We start from the raw sequence: 15,207 nt of genomic DNA on the forward strand, positions 1-15,207 counted from the left end.
GCCCGGGGTTTTTGGAAAAAAATCCTAATCCCCTGCCGACCTCTGGCGCCAGCCCGGCAATATCCGGTTCCAGCCGGCTGGAGGGTCCTCCAAGTTCCAGGGGTCAACCCGAACGCCTAAATCGGGGGAACGTTAAAAAATGTACAATTTATGGTAAGCTTCGGAGCTAGACTTATTCATTGAAACAATCATCCGGGGGGATTTATGGGAATTTCTGTCCAAGGGCTGCTGACCGCCCTCGCCGTCTGCATGGCGAGCGCGGCGCAGGCCGAGCCGGTCACGCTGAAACTGGCGACCGGCGCACAGGACTCGACCATATGGGCGAAGCAGACGCAGGCCTATGTCCAGAAGGTTGATGAGCTTTCCGGCGGTCAGGTCAAGATCGAGATATTCTACGCCGGACAGCTTGGCTCGATGGGCGACACGCTGACGAGCGCCCTGAGCGGAAGGATCGACATGTGGTCCGGATCGCTGCCGATCCTGTCCGGCATCGTGCCCGAGCTTGATACGATGATGTTCCCGTTCATGTTCGACAGCGACGAACAGACCGTGTGCGCGGTTCCCAGGCTCACCGAAACCGCCCAGAAGGCGGCGGGCAGGAAATTTCACCTGCTGACCTTTGCCCCTGTGGAGCATCAGGCCATGGTCGGCTCCGAGCCGCTGGTGTCGCCCGACCTCCTGAAGGGGAAGAAAGTGCGCAGCGCCCCTTCCAGTTCCTCGATCAATTTCTTCCAGTCGATCGGCGCCACGCCCCTGCCTTTGCCGGCCGAGGACACGCCGTCGGCGGCAAGTACGCATCTGGTGGACGCGGTGAACTTCGGGCTGACCTATGCGATGGCGTCCGGGCTTACCGAGACCCTGCCCGTCTATACCCGCGCTGACGTGCTGTTCAGCCTCGGCGCGGTGATCGTGTCGCCGCGGAGCTGGGCCAAGCTCGACGATCAGCAGAAAGCCGCCCTGACCGACGCCCTGTCGCTGATGGAATTCGGCGCCAAACTGCAGGAAATCCTGGCCTTTGAAAAGGCAATGTCCGACAGGCTTACGCAAGCCGGCGGGACGATCGTCCATCTGACGCCCGACCAGCAGAAGCTTTGGGAAGATGCCGCGCGCGCCACGTGGCACAAGTCCCTCAGCGAGTTGAAAGGGGATGCCACCGGCTTTTTCGAGACCATTCAGCAAGCAAAAGCGGATTGCGGTTCATAATGCCTGAAACCAGAAACAGGAAGGCGCGCCAAACGCTCGGCACCTTTCGTTTCGTTAAAAGAAAACGCTCATGATCCGCATAGTCCAGGGCTTTCTGAATGCCGTATCGACCATCGAGAAAGCCGTCGTCGTGCTGAGCTTTTCGGCCGTGCTGGCCGCCCTGTCCGCGGACGTCATCGGACGGGAGGTTTTCGCGCATGGTCTGTTCGGTTCCTCAAAGTTTGCCGTCTATGCCCTGATCCTGTGCGCCATGGCGGGTTTCGGTCTGGCAACCGCCAGCGGCGCGCATCTCAGACCCCGGTTTCTGGATTTCGTCACGCAGGGCCGCGCCGAAGCGCGCGCCCGGCGCGCAGGCCGGGTGGCCTCCGCCGCCATCCTTCTGTTTCTGGCATGGGGCGCCGTCGACATGGTGTCCTTTTCCCGCATGATCGGGGAGCGCGACCTGACTCTGGGCTGGCTGGTCTGGCCGGTGCAGACGATCCTGCCCGTGGCCTTTGTGCTCTCCGCCCTGCGCCATCTGATCTATGCGGCCTTTCCTGAACTGGCCCCTGTCGAACGGGAACAGCCGGAATGATGGCCCTGCTTCTTCTCGGGGTCGCGATCCTGCTTCTGATCCTTCGGGTCGAGCTGGTGCTGATCCTGATGTTCGTCGCGGGCGTCGCCCAGCTCATCTGGGGCGGCGGCGCGCCGGAATATTTCCTGCAGGACCTGTGGGCGACGATGGATCGCGAACTGTTGCTGTCCGTGCCCCTGTTCATCCTGGTGGGCGCGGTGATGGGTCGCGGCAGCATCGCCGAACGGCTGGTGGCGGTCATGTCCGCCCTCACCCGTCCCATTCCCGGCGGTCTGGCAGTGGCCACGATCCTGTCATGCGCGGTGTTTTCGGCGATTTCCGGTTCCTCCATCGTCACCATGCTGGCGGTGGGCTCAGTGCTGTATCCTGCGCTGACTGCAAACGGCTATTCGAAATCCTTCGCGATCGGGGCGCTTTGCGCGGGCGGAACGCTGGGCATCATCATCCCGCCCTCCCTGCCGATGATTCTTTACGGCGTCGTCACCGACACCAATATCTCGAACCTGTTCCTGGCCGGGATCGGGCCGGGGCTGCTGCTGACCGGCGTATTTTCGGCCTATGCCATGGCGCGCAACTGGTCCGTGCCGCGCCAGCGGTTCAGCATGAGCGATCTGGGCGAAGCCATTTTCCGGGGCATACCCGCCTTGCTGATGCCGATCATTCTGCTCGGCGGGATTTACAGCGGCTACTATTCCCCCACCGAAGCAGCCGCCGTTGCGCTTCTTTATGCGCTTGTCGTCGAGGTGCTGTTCTTCCGCGAGCTGAAATCCCGAGACTATGTCGAAATATGCGTGAAATCGGCGAAGCTGGTGGGCGCGCTCTTCCCGCTGATCGCCGTCGCCGTCTCGCTGAACCTGCTGCTTGCCGAGCACCGCATCCCGAACCAGATCATCGCCTTCATGACGGAGCACGTGCACAACGAGACCGTGTTCCTGCTGCTGACCAATGTGATGCTGCTGCTGATCGGCTGTTTCATGGATACGGCCTCGGCCATAGCAATCACGGCGCCGCTCCTGAAGCCGCTGGCCCATGCCTATGGCGTCGACAGCACGCATCTCGGCGTGATCATCGTATTGAACCTCGAAATCGGCATTCTCACGCCGCCACTCGGGCTGAACCTGATCGTCGCGATGACGGCGTTCAAGGAAAATTTCGGCTTGGTCTGCCGCGCCGCCATACCTTTCGTGCTTTTGATGATCCTGTGCCTTCTGCTGGTGACCTTCCAGCCATGGATAGCGATGGCGCTGGTCGGTTCGCGGTAAGACTTTCCCTCCAGCAGGGCTGTCGCGGCCCGAGGAATATCAATTGCAGCATTGTACGGATTGTATCTATTGTTACAGTCTCCCTCCAGCAAGCATCGAGGGAGTACGATCATGGCAGAGAGTGTTGCCCGGCTTTTCGAGGAATTCGGCGATTCGCACCAGTTTCTGAACGGCATGACCGCCGAACAGAAACAGCAGCTCATGACGATGTCCTCGGTGAGAACGCTCGCCAACCGTCAGGTGATCGCCACGCTGGATGCCCCCGCCGACGGGATTTATTTCATCGTGCGCGGTAGCATCAGACTTGAGAACATCGGTGAAAACGGAGACCGGTTTCTGTCGGGGGATTTGCTGGCCGGCGACGTTTTCGGGTTCCTGTCCGTAATTGATGGCCAGTCGCCGGACCACTTCGCCTCCTCTCACGGCGAGAGCACGACGATTTTCGTTCCGGCCGGCCAGTTCCGCAATTTCATCTACTCCGACATCGGACTGACCAGGGCCATGCTGGAGATCGTGTGTCGGCGGCTGCGCATGTCGCTGATAACCCTCAACCGCTTCGCGCCCGGCAGCCTCACCACCCGGGTCGCGCGCTGTCTGTTGACCTATGTCGACCAGCGCGGTTTCCGATCGGAAAAACCGGGGCGAACACAGATCGTGATCAACCAGTACGATATCGCGGCAATGCTCTCCGTTTCCCGGCAAAGCGTCCACCGCGTCCTCAAGGATCTCGAAGCGAGCGGCATACTGGTGATCGGATATAACGCCATCGATATCACCGACATGCAGAAACTGAGAGCGCTTCATTAGGGTTGCAATCGCACGCCAAACACACCTCGCATTGGACGGACCGGCCCTTCAGATCGCCGCCCGGAACGCCGCCAATTTTTCGGCAACCCGGCTCTGAAAGGCCGGATCGGCAAGCGGCATTTCCTGCTCCAGCGCGACAAACGCGTCGATCAGCGCGGTGGCGACGATAACGCCGTCGGCCACGCTTGCCACGCCCGCGGCCATCTCCGGCGTCTTGACGCCGAAGCCGACCATGACCGGGAGCCGGACCTGCCGGCGGCAGCGTTCCACCGCTTCGGCAATCGCGTCCTGCGAGGCCGAGGGACCGCCGGTGGGGCCGACGACGGGTATGCAGTAGAGAAAACCGCCGAGCCCCGGCTGGTCCACGGCGAAGTCCTTGGCCTCCAGCGTCGGCGCGGCCAGCGGGATCATGTAGAGCCCGTGCCGGGCGAGCGCCTTCAGCAGGTCTCCGGCCTCGCGCAAGGAAAGGTCGGCGGCGATGATGCCGTCGATCCCGGCCGCAGCCGCCTTTTGCGCGAACCGCTCATAGCCGAGCGCGATGATCGGGTTGGCATAGCCCATCAGCACCAGCGGCGTCGTGTCGTCCTCTTTGCGGAAAGCGGTGCAAAGCTCAAAGGTCTTCGAAAGGTTGCCGCCGGCCGCCATCGCGCGCCGGTTCGCCTTCTGGATCGTCGCGCCATCCAGGATCGGGTCGGAAAACGGATAGCCGATCTCGATCAGGTCGATGCCCGCCTCCACGAATGTCTTCAGCCGGGCGAGGCTTTCCTCGAAGGTCGGATCGCCGCCCACCGTGAAGGTCGCGAACGCCGTTCGCTTTTCCTTTCTGAGGCGGGCGAACATGGCGTCGATGCGGTTTTCGCGTTTGTAGGTCTTGCGCGCCATATCAGTCATCCTGCCAGAGAATATCGATGTCCTTGTCGCCCGAGGAGGGCGCCATCACCACGACCGCCTCATGCGGCTCCATGGTCCGCGCCACATGCTCGGCGGCGGCGAGCGCATGTCCCGCCTCCAGGCAGAGCAGAACGCCCTCGGTTTCGGCGAGCCGGCGCACGGCGGCGCGCGCCTCGCTATCCGTCACCGAAACGGTTTCGACGCGGCGGCGGTGGACGAGATCGGCAAGCTGCGGCGCGGAGCCCGGATAGGCGAGCCCCGGCGCAATCGAGGCGGCCGGCAATATCTGCCCCTCCGCGTCGGAGAGAACCAGCGTCTCCGCCCCATGGAAGATGCCGCGCTGGCCATGCGAGAGCCTTGCGGCGTGGAGCGCGCCCGGCTCTCCGGTGCCCGCCGCTTCCACTGCGACCAACCGGATCGCGAGGTCATCGACGAAGGACGAGAACAGGCCGATGGTCGAGGAGCCGCCGCCGACGGCGGAAAACACCCCCGCCGGAAAAATGCCGCCCTCGATGAGCTGAAGGCGGGTTTCCTTGCCGATCACCGACTGGAAGGCCGCGACCATCTCGGGATAAGGATGCGGGCCGATCGGCGCGCCGGCGAGATAGGCATCGGTGTCGGAATGGCCCATCCAGTGGCGGATCGCGGCGCTGGTGGCGGCACTCAGCGCCCGGTCGGCATCGTCGACGATCTCGAGCTTCGCACCGAAAAGGCGCATCTTCTTCACCGCCGCCGCCTGCTGCGCGGCATCGCGCGTGCCCATATAGATGGTGCAGCCCATGCCGAAACGCGCGGCGGTGGCCGCCGCCGCGATGCCATTCTGCCCCGAGCCGGTGTCGGTGACGACGGCGGAAAGCCCCATGCGCTTTGCCAGCAGGCACTGGCCGACCGCCGAATTGGCGTAATTGCCGCCATTGAAGGTCAGGTCGTCGCGCTTGAGCACGATCCGCGCCCCGCCGGCGCGCGCCGGAAAGGCCGGTATATCGAACAGCGGCGTCGGGCGACCGACGAAGCGGTTGAGCAGGAAAGTGAGTTCCGTGTGGAAGGTCGGATCCGACCAGGCCTCGCGGAACGCCGCCTCCAGCCTGTCGAGCACCGGAAGCAGAACGGGCGCGACGAACTGGCCCCCGAACGTGCCGTAGCGGCCCGGGCGCGCTTCCCGCTTTTGCATGCGTGCCATCTCAGCCTCTTTCCTTTCCGGCGCGGCGCACGAGCACGGCGGCGAGAATGATGGTTCCGGTGATGATATCCTGCAGGAAGGTGGAGACACCGAGAATGGTGAGCCCGTTGCCGATGACGGCGATGATCGCCGCCCCCACCAGCGTGCCCGGCACATTGGCCTCGCCCTCGCGAAACGCGGTCATGCCGAGGAACACGGCCGCATAGGCCGACAGCAGATAGCCGCCGCCGCCCGTCGGCCCCGCCGAGCCGATGCGCGCGGTGAGCAGAATGCCGACAAGCGCGGAAAACACGGCGGAGACCACGAAGGCGAACATGGTGTTGGAGACAATCCGCACGCCCGCAAGCCTTGCTGCCTCGCGATTGCCGCCGATCGCGTAAAGCCGCCGTCCGATCTCGAACTTGTCGAGGATCAGCCAGGCGAGGATCGCGATTCCGATCAGCCACCACGTCAATGTCGGCAGGCCGAGCGTGCGACCGCGGCCGATATCGCGGAAGGCGGCGGGGATGTCGCCGAAAAGCGTCGCGCCCTCGCTCAGCCAGAAGGTGATGCCGCCGACAATCGTGCCGACCGCCAGCGTGGCGATGAAGGAAAGCACCTCAAAGCGGGCGACCACGAAGCCGGACACCATGCCGAAGACGGAGGCTGCCGCCAGAACGATGATGCAGGCAAGCGGCGCCGGCACGCCGGCCTTGAACAGCACCACCACGAAAATCCCGCCGAAGGACACGATCGAGGCGGTGGACAGATCGAACTCGCCAACCGCCATGACCACGGTCGCGCCGATCGCGACAATGGCGAGCAGGGTCATCTGCTGGGTGATGTTGATCAGGTTGTTCGCCGAACCGAAGGCGTTTGGAGACGCGATCGAGAAGGCGATGATGATGACGACAAGCGCGGCAAGCGTGCCGTAACGTCTGACAAGGCCGGTCATGCAGCGGGGTCTTTCCGTGATTGATGTTGAAAGGCGGCGTCGATAATGCGCTCGGGCGTGAGCGCCTCGCCAGCAAGTTCCGCGGTCACCTCGCCCCCGGCCATCACGAGAACGCGGGCGGACAGCGCCAGCAACTCGTCCATGTCCGAGGTCGTCATCAGCACCGCCGCGCCCTCATCGGCGAAACGGCGCGCGACCGCGTGAATTTCCGCCTTGGCGCCGACATCGACGCCGCGCGTCGGCTCGTCCAGGATGAGGAGGCGGATCGGACGGCCGAACCATCGGCCGAAGAGAAGCTTCTGCTGATTGCCGCCCGAGAGCGTTAGTGGCTTGGCGAAGGGCGATCCCATCTTGACCGACAGCGCCTCGCGCACCTCCTGCGTGCGCCGCTTCAGCGCGGCAACGCTGGTCCATGGCAGGCCGGACGAGGCGCGCACCGAGGCCAGATTGGCGATGGCAAGGTTCTCGGCAATCGTGCGGCTCACGATCAGCCCTTCATGGCGGCGATCCTCCGGCACATAGGCCCCGCCGCGCTTGATCCGGTCGTCGATCCGGCCGGGGCGAAGTGGTTTGTCCGCAAGGCTGATAGCGCCTGCGCCATGAGAGGTCGCGCCCCAGATGATCTTCATCAGCGACGAGCGCCCCGCGCCGACAAGCCCGTAAAGGCCGAGAATTTCGCCGGCCCGGATGTCGAAGGAAACCCGTGAGCCATGGTCGCCGAAAGGCAGATCGCGGACCTTCAGCACGGTCGGCGCATCCACCATCGTCGGCGCCGGGGTCAACCGCACTTCCTCGCGCCCGGACATCAGGCGCACGAGACCGGCGCGGTCGATGTCGCCGATGGCCCCTGCCCCGGCGGTCGCGCCGTTTCTGAGCACCGTGAACCGGTCGCAGATTTCCATCACCTCATCAAGGCGATGGGAAATGAAGATCACGGCGACGCCGCGTTCGGCAAGCCGCGCCACAGCCCGGTAGAGCCTGCGCGCCTCACCATCGGACAGCGAGGCCGTCGGCTCGTCCATCACGACCAGCCGCGCCGGTTCGCCGATCAGCGCCCGGATGATTTCGACAAGCTGTTTCTGGCCGGTCGTCAGCCGCGCCGCGGGCACGTCGAGCGGCAGGTCGGGCGCGATATCGCGCGCGGTCTCGGCGATCTCGGCGGCCATTTGCCTGCGGTCGATGAACAAGCCGCGTTTGGGGTAACGCCTGCCGACGAACGCATTTTCCACCGCGGTGAAATGCGGCACCAGGCTCAATTCCTGATGGATGAAGCGAAAGCCGAGGGCCTCGGCATGGCGCACGTTCTCGATCTCGACCGGCTTGCCGTCGATACGGATCTCGCCCGCATCGGGCACGATCAGGCCGGAAAGCGTCTTGATCAGCGTCGACTTTCCGGCGCCGTTTTCGCCCAGCAACCCGTGCACGGAGCCGGCCTCGACCGCAAGGTCTGCGCCGGCAAGCGCCCGCGCGCCGCTGAAGCGCTTTTCAAGCCCCTTGATGCTCAGCAACATGATAATCGTCCTGCGAAAGGTTAAAGGCGGAGCCGCCGGCCCCGGCGGCCCCGGTTTCGAAACGGCCCGTCAGGGGCAGGTCACGCCCAGCGATTCCGGCGTGATCATCACGGCCGGCACATAGATCTCATCGCTTTCGGGTGCGCCGCCGGCGAGGATATTCTCAAGCTCTTCAGCGCCGACCGCCGCCATGCCGGGGAAGTCCTGACGGAATGTGGCCTTGAAATGGGTGCAGGACTTGATCATGTCGACCGCCTGCTCATTGCCGTCAATGCCCATGATGATCAGCTTGGAATCCGGCAGTTCCGATTCTGTCGCCAGTTCCGCGCCGATGCCCGGATCGTCGAAGGCGGCCCAGACGCCGTCGATCTGGTCGCCATATTGCCGCAGGATGTTTTCCATGGCGATGCGGCCGTCATCGACCGGGCCCGGCACCTTGACGAAGTGATCGGCGATCACCTTGATGTCCGGATATTCCTTCAGCGTCTCGTCCAGTCCGAGTTCGCGCTGATGCACGCCCGGATGAGCAGAATGGTAGAACTTGACGATATTGCCCTTGCCGTCCAGCGCCTTGAACAGCGCCTCGGAGAGCTGGGTGCCGAGCTCGAAATTGTTGGAGGTAACATTGACGTCGACATTGTCGTGCTTCGAGCCGTCGAGCGAGATCACCGGAATGCCGGCCTCGGCAGCCATGGCGACCTGGTCGCCGACCTGGGCCGGATCGGTCGAGATCAGCACGATGGCGTCGGCCTTGGCGTTGACCGTGTCTTCCATGCGCGAGGCGAGCTGGCCGAAATCATTGCGGGTGTCGATGATGGTGACATCCCAGCCGCGCTTTTCGCCTTCCGCCTTGAAGCTCTGCGCCATCTCGTTGGTCGGGATCGAGCTGATATAGGGCGTAAGGATCGTGACGTCGGTCGCAAGCGCCGCGGTGGAGCCGGCAAGCGTCAGCGCGAAGGCTGCAAGTGTGGACTTGATCATTTTCATTCTACTGTTCCTCTTCCTTGTTTGATTTTTCATGCGTGACCCGTTAGCGGAGCGGGTCGCCCGTTTCGATGATTCCGATGGGTTTCAGTGCGTCGATTGCCTTGGTATAGGCCTCGAACATGCGATCATAGCGCCGCGCGCGCTTCGGGTCGGGCTCGAAGATGGTCTGCACCGAGGTCATGGCCGGAACGGCCTCCGCGATCGTCGGAAACGCGCCGACGCCGACGGCGGCCATGATGCCCGCGCCAAGGCAGCCAACGTCATTATAGGAGAAGCGGTGGAGGGCCACGCCGAGGCAATCGGCGCGGATTTGGCTCCATAGATCCGACCGCGCCCCGCCGCCGCCGTAAAGCAGCCAGTCGGGACGATAACCCGCCGCCTCGGTCAGCGCATTGAAAAGCTGCCTGGCCGAGAGCGCGACGCCCTCCAGCACCGCGAGCGCGAATTCCGGCCCGCCGGTGCGGCTGTCGAGGCCGATGAAGGAGCCGCGGATATCGGCATCCCACAACGGCGCGCGCTCGCCTTCCAGATGCGGCAGGAACAGGATCGGCCGGCCGTCGCGATCGGCCTTTGCGGCCAGTTCGGCAACGTCTCCGGGTTCCATGCCGACCGTACGGCTCCACCATCTGAGCGAATCCGCGCCGCTCTGGGTCGGGCCGGCATTGACGACCAGATCATCAACCGTGGCGAAGGTGACGACGCCCGGCGCGCCGATGCGCCTTGACCCGGCCAGTGCCAGAATTTCGCTGGTGCCGCTGACATACATGCCCTGGCCTGCGCGGAACACGCCGCAGCCGAACAGATTGCCCCAGGCATCCATGGTGCCGACAATCACCGGCACACGGCGGGCTTGGCTGCCGAGCTGCATCTCGCCGGCGATATCGGTGAAGAAGCCGAGCGGTGGTAGGCGTTCGGCGGCGCCCTCGACGCGGCCGATCAGCGGATCGATATAGGTGAGATCGAGGCCGACATGGCCGAAGGACGCGATCGGATCGGCAACCGCCGTCCCGGTCAGCCGCAGCAGGCAGTAATCCTTGGGCGACAGCACGTAGCGGGTCTTCTCCCAGAGATCGGGATGATGTTTTTGAAACCACATCATCTTGGCAAGTGCGTGGCTGGCGCCGATCGGCATTTCCGCGCCCCACCAGGCCTTCTTGTCCTCTGCCGAAATCGTCCGGTCCAGCGCCTCGGCCTCGCGCGCGGCGCGCACGTCCTGCCAGACGATGGCAGGCGCCAGCGGGTTGCCCGCCGCATCCACGAACACATCGGTATTGACCTGGCTGCAAAGCCCGACGGCGACCACGCGATCGGGATCGCGGCCGACGAGAAGCCCGTCAATCGCATCACGCACGCCATCGAGCCAATGCTGCGGGTCCTGCTCCACGATGCCCGGGCCGGGCCGTTCCGTCGGATAGTTCCGGCTCCAGTGATCGACAACCGCGCCGCCGAGCGTGAACAGCCCGGCCTTGACGGCGGTCGAGCCGATATCGAAGCCGATCACATAGGCATCGTCACGCATCGAGGCCGCTCCTCAGATCACGCAGCAGCACTCTGAGCGCATCGCCACCGGTTAGCGCCGCGCGCAGCACCTGCGAGCCGACGATGACGCCATCCGCGCCGAGCTCCATCGCCTGGCGCGCCTGCCGGCCGCCGGAAATGCCGAAACCGAGAAGGATCGGACGACGCGCGCCCGCCGCGCGCAATTGCGCGATGCGGTCCGCATTGCCGGTATCGAGCGTTTCGCGCGGGCCAGTCGCGCCCGCATGGGCCTGCAACATGATGTAGAAGCCGGCGTTTTGCGCGCGTTCCATGGCCATATCGTTCAAAGGCAGCGAGACAAACGGCGAGAGCGCTACGTTATTTTCGGCGGCGGCGCGCTCCAGCCTTACCGCAAGCGGATCGCCCTGCTCCGCGACCACCAGAAGGCTGTCGAGGCCGCGCCAGAGGTCTTTCTCATGAAGTCCGGGATGCGCCGGATCGGCATAGGTCATCAGCAGCGCGCGCGGCGGGTTTTGGAATTTCGCCAGCCGCTCCAGCACGGCATCGAGGTCCGTCCGCCAGCGGCCGCGATCGGCGCGCAGCATTGACTGGCGCACATCCGGGCCGTCGAGGAACGGATCGGGCGAGGCCATGCCGATCTCGATCACGTCAACGCCCTCGCCGGCATAGATGTCCAGAAGGTCCGGGGAGACCTGCCGATCCCCCAGCGGGAAGTAGCAGCTCAAAAGCGGCCTTTCCGGCAAGGCGCGACCGCGCGTCCTCGTTTCCTCGATCTCTGTTCCGGCATTCATCGCCAATCTGCCTTCCTGCGCATTTTCCGTTCTCGCGTCATTGCGGGGGAAGATGCGGCAATGTCATGCGATTGTCATCCCGCGCGCAGGGTTTCAGCCGCATCAGAAGGTGATTTATGCAGGATGTGGATAAGACGCGCGGCCTTCAGTGCCGGCTCTTGCTGTCCTCGGACGGTAGGGCGTCGAACAGGACGCGATAGGCGGAGGAGAAGCGGCCGAGATGGCGCATGCCGACGCGGCGGGCGGCATCGCTGGCCGACAGCCCCTCCTGGACGATCAGCCGCCGGGCTTCCTCCATGCGAATCCGGGTCAGCATTTCATAGGGAGTCTTCTGGTAGTGGCGCTGAAAGCCTCCATACAGCGCCCGCTCCGAAACGCCGATCTCCCAGGCCACCGCCGACATCGACAGCCGTTCGCCGAAGCGTGCGTGAAACAGGTCCATCACCCGTTTCACATGGCGCGGCGTGGCGCTCAGGCGGTCGGGCACGACGGACTGTCCGTTCAGATAGGGAATATTGCCCAAAATCAGATCGATGATGCGATCGGTGATCGCCTCGCGGTGCGGATCGTCCGCGTCGCCGCCCTCGGAAAGATCGGCCGCCAGCACCCGAAACGCCTCCAGGAGACGCCGTCCATGCGCGGTTTGCAGATCGATCAGCGGGTCGAACACCGGCGCCTCGGCCTTGGCGCGATGGGTGAGCCGTGCGATCCGCTGTTCCAGCCGACAGCGGTCGATCTGAAGCATCCATTGCCGGGTAGCCGCCTGCCAGCGCGAACGGAACCGCGGCCCGGGCGACAAGAGCAGCGCCTGACCGGGGGCGGAATTGATCTCCTCCTTGCCGAAGTCGATACGCACCCCGCCGCTCAGCGGCATTTCCAGCATGTAGAATTCCTCGAAGCCATGGGCGCTGACCTCGATCTCGGCGCCATATTCGAGGCGGTTGAAGGCCCCGCAGGCCGTCTTCACGGCATGGTGGCGGAAGCCGACCTCGCGGCCGGCATAGACCTCGAGGCGATGATCGCAGAACGACCGGGTCATGTAGTGTTCGGCTTCGAGCGGGTCGCTCGCTCGATAGCTCACGGTGTTCTCGAAGTCCAAAACCGCCCCCTCCAGGACATGCGGCCCCCTGCCGCGGCGAACGAGGATATTGAAACAATTCGTGGCATCAAGTCCACCGTGGGGCGATGGTCGCGGCTGGGGCAGCGTGATGCCGGAAAATGGCCATGAGGGGCGTGAGGCCGCCACGCTCTAAACCTATTGAGGAAGCCTATCCCGTTTTTTCGGCGTCATGCTCGGGCCTGTCCCGAGCATCTAAGCACACATCAACACGACAGGCGTCTCGGACGAGACCAAAACAAAGCCCTTCCAGACCGCCTACGCCACTGGCGCTGAACCGTGGTTAGATCCTCGGCACAAGGCCGAGGATGACGTCCGTAAAGAGGGCAGGCTTTCTGCTGTTCGAGGGACGGAGAAGTTCATCCCCTTCCTCGCCTCTTATGCCGCGAGCCTTGTCAGATAGGTGTCCGCCTCTTCGGGAACCGCGAACCACGGGAAGAAGTCGCGCGGATCGTTGAAGCCGTTGGCGATGCGTTTTGCCAGTTCAGGATAGGCCTGGGCCGAGCCCATGATGTTGAGCACATGGGGCGGCGGCGGGGCGAGAAGCGCGTTGGTCCAGCCGACCACGAACTGCGCGTAGGCCCAATAAGCCTCGAAGGTGGCGACCATGAAGGCCTCGTCGAAGGCCTTGTCGCCATGGGCGAGGATCGCGTCGAGATAGCATTTCGCCGCCTTGGAGGCATTGTTCGACCCCTGCCCCGTGATCGGATCGTTGAGGCAGACGGCATCGGCCATACCAAGCACGATCGCTCCGGACGGCAGACGCCCGACCGGCTTGCGCACCGTGGGCGGAAACGCGCCGGCGAGAATGCCGTTGTCGTCGGTGAGCGCCATATCCGTGTTGCGCTCGGCTTCCCATGGCAGGAAGGTGTCGAGAATCCATTTCGACTTCGCCAGATGATCCTCCGGCGACACCACGCCCTTCCAGCAATCCATCGGCCCGCCGGGAATGCCCTCGAACACCATGATGTCGCACGGGCCCGTGGTCGTCAGCGCCGGGAAGGTGAAATATTCGCCGACCGTGGGGATGAGGTTGAAGCTGACCGCCGAATGATCGGGGCGCGGGGCCATGCCGGTCACATAGGTCAGCGCCAGCGCGCGCTGCGGCCTGTCATACGGCGATCGCTCGGCATCGCGCTCGAACATCCTGGCGATGTCGCCCTTGCCGGCGGCGACGATCACGAGATCGCTTTCCTTCGCATAGGTTTCGAGATCATCGAGACTTGCGTCATGAATGACCATGTCGCCGCCGAGGCGGGTGAATTCCTTCATCCAGCGCGGGATTTTAAGCCGTTGGTCGACGCTCTGGGCATAGCTGTCGAGCTTGCCGTTCCAGTCGATCGCCTTCACGCCCGGCGCATCCGGCGCGGGCACGGTGAAGTTTATGGAATCGACTGTCGGGCATTCGGCCTCCCAGAAATTGATGCCGAGATCGCGCTCGTTCTGGAGTGCTGCATCAAACATGCACTGGCTGGAAAGGACCTTGCCCTTTTCGATCTCCTCGCCGGTGCGGTTCTGCACGATGCGCACTGCGTGGCCAGCCTTCAGAAGGCCGATGCCGAGCTGGAGGCCGGACTGGCCGCCGCCGACAATGGTGAAATGTTTCGTCATGTCATTCCCCTTTTCGTGGATTGTTTGTTGTTGCGGTGTCAGTCCATCAGCAGCGGGATCGCCGGTTCGGCCTGTTCCGGTCCCATCGCCGTATAGCCGCCGTCGACGCGGATATCCGTGCCGGTGATGAAGCTCGCGCTGTCGGAGAGCAGGAAGGCGACCGCCTCGCCGACCTCATCCGGGCTGCCGGTGCGGCCGAGCAGGTGGAAGGGCCTGGCGACGCTGTCGGCCTTGGCGCGGGTGTCGTGGGTCAGTTCCTGCATGATGTTCGACCATGTCCAGCCGGGCGAGACCGCGTTGACGCGAATGCCGTCGGGCGCGAGATCCATCGCCTGGTTGCGCGTCAGTTGCAGGATCGCGGCCTTGGAGACCGGATAGACCCAGCGCCCGGTCTGGGCGACGCGGGCCGAGATCGAGCCGAAATTGACGATCGCGCCCTTGTTTTTCGCGAGATGCTCGCGCGCGGCCTGCATCAGCATGACGGAGCCGACAATGTTGACGTCCAGGGCTGCGAGCCAGTCGGCGCGCTTGGTCTCCGCGCCCTCGTCCAGATAGGTGCAGGCGACGTTGACGAGATAGTCGAGCCGGCCGGTCGTCTCGACCGTTTTTGCCACCAGCGCGGCGATCTCATCGTCCTTGGTGATGTCGGTGGCGATGAAGCGCGCACCGGTGGCCGCCGCCGCCTTTTCGCCGGCCTCGGCATTGATATCGGCGATCACGACGTTGATGCCGTAGCCCGCGAGCACCGTTGCGATGCCCTGCCCGATCAGCGTCGCGCCGCCGGATATGATGGCGGTCTTTCCGTTCATACCTTTCATGATGGCTTCCCCTTGATTGTT

Annotated in this window: 14 protein-coding genes; 4 read left to right on the forward strand and 10 right to left on the reverse strand. The window is 64.0% G+C overall.

The features are described from left to right. The first annotated feature begins 204 nt into the window (after positions 1–204). The 4 genes from Mame_RS20740 (at position 205) to Mame_RS20755 (ending at position 3,846) form a co-directional block, all read left to right on the forward strand. Entirely contained in the window at positions 205–1,203 is a 999-nt protein-coding gene (locus Mame_RS20740; RefSeq protein WP_018064504.1) for a TRAP transporter substrate-binding protein, read from the forward strand. A 70-nt stretch (positions 1,204–1,273) separates the two neighbouring features. After that, a complete protein-coding gene (locus Mame_RS20745) occupies positions 1,274–1,777 on the forward strand; it encodes a TRAP transporter small permease (RefSeq protein WP_018064503.1) in 504 nt (167 codons plus the stop codon). Next, the gene (locus Mame_RS20750) at positions 1,774–3,039 is read left to right on the forward strand and encodes a TRAP transporter large permease (RefSeq protein WP_018064502.1); all 1,266 of its coding nucleotides are present in this window, start codon (positions 1,774–1,776) and stop codon (positions 3,037–3,039) included. Before Mame_RS20745 ends, Mame_RS20750 begins: the two co-directional genes overlap by 4 nt. Positions 3,040–3,150: 111 nt before the next feature. Continuing rightward, on the forward strand, positions 3,151–3,846 hold the full coding sequence (locus Mame_RS20755) for a Crp/Fnr family transcriptional regulator (protein ID WP_018064501.1): 696 nt from the start codon (positions 3,151–3,153) through the stop codon (positions 3,844–3,846). A gap of 48 nt (positions 3,847–3,894) precedes the next feature. On the opposite strand, the gene trpA is transcribed toward Mame_RS20755, so the two are convergent. From trpA to Mame_RS20805, 10 genes are all read right to left on the reverse strand, one after another. Then, positions 3,895–4,728 (reverse strand): tryptophan synthase subunit alpha, encoded by an 834-nt coding sequence (gene trpA / locus Mame_RS20760; protein WP_018064500.1) that lies wholly within the window; start codon positions 4,726–4,728, stop codon positions 3,895–3,897. Position 4,729: 1 nt separating this feature from the next. Continuing rightward, positions 4,730–5,917, reverse strand: a complete 1,188-nt coding sequence (gene trpB / locus Mame_RS20765) for a tryptophan synthase subunit beta (RefSeq protein WP_018064499.1) — start codon at positions 5,915–5,917, stop codon at positions 4,730–4,732. A 1-nt stretch (position 5,918) separates the two neighbouring features. Further along, positions 5,919–6,851: an ABC transporter permease gene (locus tag Mame_RS20770; protein ID WP_018064498.1), complete on the reverse strand. Its 933-nt coding sequence runs from the start codon at positions 6,849–6,851 to the stop codon at positions 5,919–5,921. Then, on the reverse strand, positions 6,848–8,362 hold the full coding sequence (locus Mame_RS20775; RefSeq protein ID WP_018064497.1) for a sugar ABC transporter ATP-binding protein: 1,515 nt from the start codon (positions 8,360–8,362) through the stop codon (positions 6,848–6,850). Before Mame_RS20775 ends, Mame_RS20770 begins: the two co-directional genes overlap by 4 nt. 69 nt (positions 8,363–8,431) lie before the next feature. After that, complete coding sequence (locus Mame_RS20780; RefSeq protein WP_018064496.1) at positions 8,432–9,349, reverse strand: sugar ABC transporter substrate-binding protein; 918 nt, start codon at positions 9,347–9,349, stop codon at positions 8,432–8,434. Positions 9,350–9,392: 43 nt separating this feature from the next. Further along, positions 9,393–10,868, reverse strand: a complete 1,476-nt coding sequence (locus Mame_RS20785) for a xylulokinase (protein WP_018064495.1) — start codon at positions 10,866–10,868, stop codon at positions 9,393–9,395. Beyond that, positions 10,861–11,640, reverse strand: a complete 780-nt coding sequence (locus Mame_RS20790; RefSeq protein WP_018064494.1) for a tryptophan synthase subunit alpha — start codon at positions 11,638–11,640, stop codon at positions 10,861–10,863. The genes Mame_RS20785 and Mame_RS20790 overlap by 8 nt, the downstream gene beginning before the upstream one ends. Positions 11,641–11,785: 145 nt before the next feature. Beyond that, positions 11,786–12,721, reverse strand: a complete 936-nt coding sequence (locus Mame_RS20795; protein WP_155122160.1) for an AraC family transcriptional regulator — start codon at positions 12,719–12,721, stop codon at positions 11,786–11,788. Positions 12,722–13,135: 414 nt separating this feature from the next. After that, positions 13,136–14,368 carry a styrene monooxygenase/indole monooxygenase family protein gene (locus Mame_RS20800; RefSeq protein ID WP_018064492.1) on the reverse strand — a complete coding sequence of 411 codons (1,233 nt, stop codon included), beginning with the start codon at positions 14,366–14,368 and terminating at the stop codon, positions 13,136–13,138. Positions 14,369–14,406: 38 nt separating this feature from the next. After that, complete coding sequence (locus Mame_RS20805) at positions 14,407–15,186, reverse strand: SDR family oxidoreductase (RefSeq protein WP_026173423.1); 780 nt, start codon at positions 15,184–15,186, stop codon at positions 14,407–14,409. Positions 15,187–15,207: the final 21 nt, after the last annotated feature.

The organism is Martelella mediterranea DSM 17316 (genome assembly GCF_002043005.1).
GTDB lineage: Bacteria > Pseudomonadota > Alphaproteobacteria > Rhizobiales > Rhizobiaceae > Martelella > Martelella mediterranea.

Coding starts and splice junctions, on each gene's coding strand:
- Mame_RS20770 (WP_018064498.1), bottom strand. CDS start 6,851: ATGACCGGCCTTGTCAGACGTTACGGCACGCTTGCCGCGCTTGTCGTC.
- Mame_RS20745 (WP_018064503.1), top strand. CDS start 1,274: ATGATCCGCATAGTCCAGGGCTTTCTGAATGCCGTATCGACCATCGAG.
- Mame_RS20805 (WP_026173423.1), bottom strand. CDS start 15,186: ATGAAAGGTATGAACGGAAAGACCGCCATCATATCCGGCGGCGCGACG.
- Mame_RS20775 (WP_018064497.1), bottom strand. CDS start 8,362: ATGTTGCTGAGCATCAAGGGGCTTGAAAAGCGCTTCAGCGGCGCGCGG.
- Mame_RS20740 (WP_018064504.1), top strand. CDS start 205: ATGGGAATTTCTGTCCAAGGGCTGCTGACCGCCCTCGCCGTCTGCATG.
- trpA (WP_018064500.1), bottom strand. CDS start 4,728: ATGGCGCGCAAGACCTACAAACGCGAAAACCGCATCGACGCCATGTTC.
- trpB (WP_018064499.1), bottom strand. CDS start 5,917: ATGGCACGCATGCAAAAGCGGGAAGCGCGCCCGGGCCGCTACGGCACG.
- Mame_RS20755 (WP_018064501.1), top strand. CDS start 3,151: ATGGCAGAGAGTGTTGCCCGGCTTTTCGAGGAATTCGGCGATTCGCAC.
- Mame_RS20790 (WP_018064494.1), bottom strand. CDS start 11,640: ATGAATGCCGGAACAGAGATCGAGGAAACGAGGACGCGCGGTCGCGCC.
- Mame_RS20785 (WP_018064495.1), bottom strand. CDS start 10,868: ATGCGTGACGATGCCTATGTGATCGGCTTCGATATCGGCTCGACCGCC.
- Mame_RS20800 (WP_018064492.1), bottom strand. CDS start 14,368: ATGACGAAACATTTCACCATTGTCGGCGGCGGCCAGTCCGGCCTCCAG.
- Mame_RS20750 (WP_018064502.1), top strand. CDS start 1,774: ATGATGGCCCTGCTTCTTCTCGGGGTCGCGATCCTGCTTCTGATCCTT.
- Mame_RS20780 (WP_018064496.1), bottom strand. CDS start 9,349: ATGAAAATGATCAAGTCCACACTTGCAGCCTTCGCGCTGACGCTTGCC.